Consider the following 3,561-nt stretch of genomic DNA (forward strand, 5'->3'; position numbering starts at 1 on the left):
AATGGTCTAATCCCATTTAATTACATCTGTGCTTGCCTTGATGAACTGTGCCAGCCTGAGCCCGATATCGACAGCTTGTTACCCTGGAATTTTAAAACATAGGTGTAGTTCGCTAGACGCTCACGATTCATCTAATGATATTGGTTCTACTCCATAATCTTATATTCCACTAACTTTTATGTTGGTGATGACATAAATAACTGTATGAACACACAGTTTTGTTGTCGTGCTCCCATATTCAAGAAAAATGAGCGACGAGTGCATTTTCATTTTCTGAATACCATTGGTGTCAATAAAAATATTATAGTTGGCAACGCATTACGTTATTTGTTAATAATAGATTTATCAATACATGCGCGTAACATCGGCAGGAAGATGCGCGATGGGCGCATTATAAAATTGTTATGCGTTGAGAGTTCGGGAGAGGAAGAATTATGGAAAATATGTTTAGACTGCAACTTCCTAAAACAGGCGGCGGAACTGAGGAAGTTCAAACACGGCAAAGCCTGCTATTAATCGGCGCTAACGGGGCAGGAAAAACGCGTTTAGGAACATGGATAGAAAGTGACTCACCACAAAAAGAAAAGGTGCATAGAATATCAGCTCAGAAGTCGCTATCAATGCCTGACAACACTACGCCAAAATCCATAGATATGGCGGAAAAAGAATTGCTTTATGGGCATGCTGATGCACAAGACGGAAACTTTTGGACTTACAAGCAAGGATACCGCTGGGGACGGAAACCATCAACCTTTCTTTTAAATGATTACGAAAGACTGATGGTTTACCTATTTTCGGATCACACAGAAGAGAGTGCAAAATATCTAAGCGCATCAAAAGCTTCTGCTGACAAAGTAGAACCTCCCATAACTAAACTCGATTTAGTAAAGCAGGTTTGGGAGAAGGTTCTGCCACATAGAGAGCTGATCCTAGGAGGGCTTAGAATTCAAACGTGCGTTAAAGGTGACAAAGATAAAGCTTATAGCGCATCAGAAATGAGTGATGGTGAAAGAGTCATTTTCTACCTTATTGGCCAATGTTTAGCCGCCCCAAAAGACGGAATAATAATTATCGATGAGCCCGAACTTCATCTTCATAAGTCGGTACAAGCCCCACTATGGAGAGAAATTGAAGGGTTAAGGCCTGACTGTTTGTTCGTTTACATGACGCATGATGTTGATTTTGCTGCTTCTCTGCATGAATCAAAGAAGATATGGCTCAAATCTTTTGATGGCTCGAACTGGAGCTGGGAAATAGTTAACGAGATTGAAGGACTTCCTGAGTCACTATTGATCGAAGTGCTCGGCAGCAGAAAGCCTGTGGCCTTCGTTGAAGGCGAGAATGGGAGCTACGACACATCTTTGTACAGAGCAGTTCTAAGCGACTACTTGGTAGTGCCAAGTGGCTCTTGCAGCCAAGTAATTCAATTGGTTAAGGCTTTAAAAGCAAGTGAGCAGCTACATCATTTAGATGTTTTCGGAATAATTGACAGAGATCGTCGAGTAGATTTAGAAATCACATCTCTGCAAGCAAATGGAATTTATACACTTGAGGTGGCGGAAGTAGAAAACCTTTTCTGCGTCCCGGAAATAATCAAAGTTGTTAGCACTAGATTGGCACGAGATCCAGATGCCGATTGTCAATCCTCTGCTGAGTTTGTTCTAAATAAGATAAATTCTGAATTGGACAATCAGGTTTCGCTGCGCGTAGCTAGTGAGATCAAATTTAGATTGAATTGCTTTGACGAAAAATCTAAAGGTAAAGATGCTCTGCATGATGCACTCTCATCCCTTTATGAGAGCATTAATGTTGATGGTCTCTACAATGAGAGTGAAGCGCTGTTTAATCAGGCAGTAAATGAAAATGATTACTTATTAGCGTTACGCATATACAACAGGAAGTCTTTAGCCCGACAACTTAGCAACCACCTTGGTTTGGCTCATGGAGAGCTGGCCGAGTTCGTCGTAAGATTGGCCAATAGTGAAAATAGATTAGAAATAAAAAATGCTCTAAAGGGGTACTTTGGTGCTTTCGGAGAAAAAATCGCATAACAAAGCGCTGCACGCGGATAAATTACTCGCTGCGCTCATGATTTACCGGTGAGCGCGGCGTTGCCAAGAATATCAAGATAAAAAGGAAAAATTATGTCTTACGAGGCTAAGGTATTTAGAGTTTTAATTGCATCTCCATCTGATGTGGTAGAGGAGAGAGAAATTGCAGTAAAAACCATCCAAGAATGGAATGACTTAAATTCTCCTGAAAGAAAGGTAGTTCTATTACCTCTACGCTGGGAGACTCACACTGCACCTGAATATGGCGCTCGACCTCAAGAAATTATTAATAGACAGGTTGTTGATCATTGCGATCTAGTCATAGGTGTTTTTTGGACGAGAATAGGTAGCCCAACAGGGGTTGCCGATAGCGGAACCCTAGAAGAAATTGAGCGTGTAGCATCAAAAGGTCATCCTGTAATGTTGTACTTTTCTCAGATCAAAAAAGATCCAAATCAAATTGATTTAGAACAACTAGCTAAGTTAAGGGAATTCAAAGACAAAACATTCCCAAAAGCACTTGTTGAAAGTTATAACAGCCAAATTGAGTTTAGGGATAAATTAGCTAAGCAAATCGAAATTCAACTAAGGAATCTAGTTGCCGAAGAAAGTAACTCAAATAACACAGCAGACTTAGGGGCTCGTGAAAAGATAGAAATAGAGTTTAGTGACCCTAAAACAGGAGAGCTTTTAGGTTCAGAAATTAATCTAGAAGCTGATTTCTTAGATGTCTCGGACATAGATGACATTCCCGATTATTCGTCTTCGCAGAGCGATCAAGACGAAGATGGAGAAGTGAAAAAGATTTTTAGAAGATCTGAAAACAGAGATTACTACCGTCAGTATGTTGAATACGTAGTTAAAAAGTCGATGTACAAAAACATTGGGTTTTCATTGAAAAACAACGGTGTCATAGGCGCGCGGGATATATTTATCGACATGGATATTAATGTCGACGGTGAGGTAGAAGAGTTAATTAGCAATGATAGATTAGAGCTAAAGGTACCTAAAAAAGAAAAAGATAGTAGTATCTCTTTTTCACTTGATGATTTTGGGGCATTAGCAAGTGAGCGCCTGCAACTTGAAGGCTCTGATAAAGATTGGAACGCGAGTTTTGAAATCAGGGCTTTGCAACCAAAACGTACTGTTAAATCTCGTCAGCAATTTGTAGTTGGTGCTATTTCAGATTGCGTGGTCAATATTTCAGCAAAAATATATGCTGACATATTGCCCGAACCTTTAATTCAAAGCTTAAAAATAGACCTCAAAGTCAACACTATTGAAGCTAAAAGTTCAGAGATTTTGCAAGAAATAGGATACGAGCTAGAGGATTGCACTAAGAGCGCATAGCAATTCAAATCACACGGACTCAGCAAAGCTGAGTGTGAGCGTCTAGCGAACTACACCTATGTTTTAAAATTCCAGGGTAACAAGCTGTCGATATCGGGCTCAGGCTGGCACAGTTCATCAAGGCAAGCACAGATGTAATTAAATGGGATTAGACCATTTA

The 3,561-nt window shown here is 40.1% G+C and carries 2 protein-coding genes; both read left to right on the forward strand.

Annotation, left to right across the window (positions count from 1 at the left end; genetic code table 11):
- The first annotated feature begins 434 nt into the window (after positions 1 to 434).
- Positions 435 to 2,051 carry a DUF4435 domain-containing protein gene (locus H4J63_RS19485; protein ID WP_182198074.1) on the forward strand — a complete coding sequence of 539 codons (1,617 nt, stop codon included), beginning with the start codon at positions 435 to 437 and terminating at the stop codon, positions 2,049 to 2,051.
- A gap of 93 nt (positions 2,052 to 2,144) precedes the next feature.
- Positions 2,145 to 3,401, forward strand: coding sequence for a hypothetical protein (locus H4J63_RS19490; protein WP_182198076.1), 1,257 nt, complete (start codon positions 2,145 to 2,147; stop codon positions 3,399 to 3,401).
- Positions 3,402 to 3,561: the final 160 nt, after the last annotated feature.

This window comes from Pseudoalteromonas sp. 5Ae-yellow, assembly GCF_014077565.1.
Classification (GTDB): domain Bacteria; phylum Pseudomonadota; class Gammaproteobacteria; order Enterobacterales; family Alteromonadaceae; genus Pseudoalteromonas.

Coding starts and splice junctions, on each gene's coding strand:
- H4J63_RS19485 (WP_182198074.1), top strand. CDS start 435: ATGGAAAATATGTTTAGACTGCAACTTCCTAAAACAGGCGGCGGAACT.
- H4J63_RS19490 (WP_182198076.1), top strand. CDS start 2,145: ATGTCTTACGAGGCTAAGGTATTTAGAGTTTTAATTGCATCTCCATCT.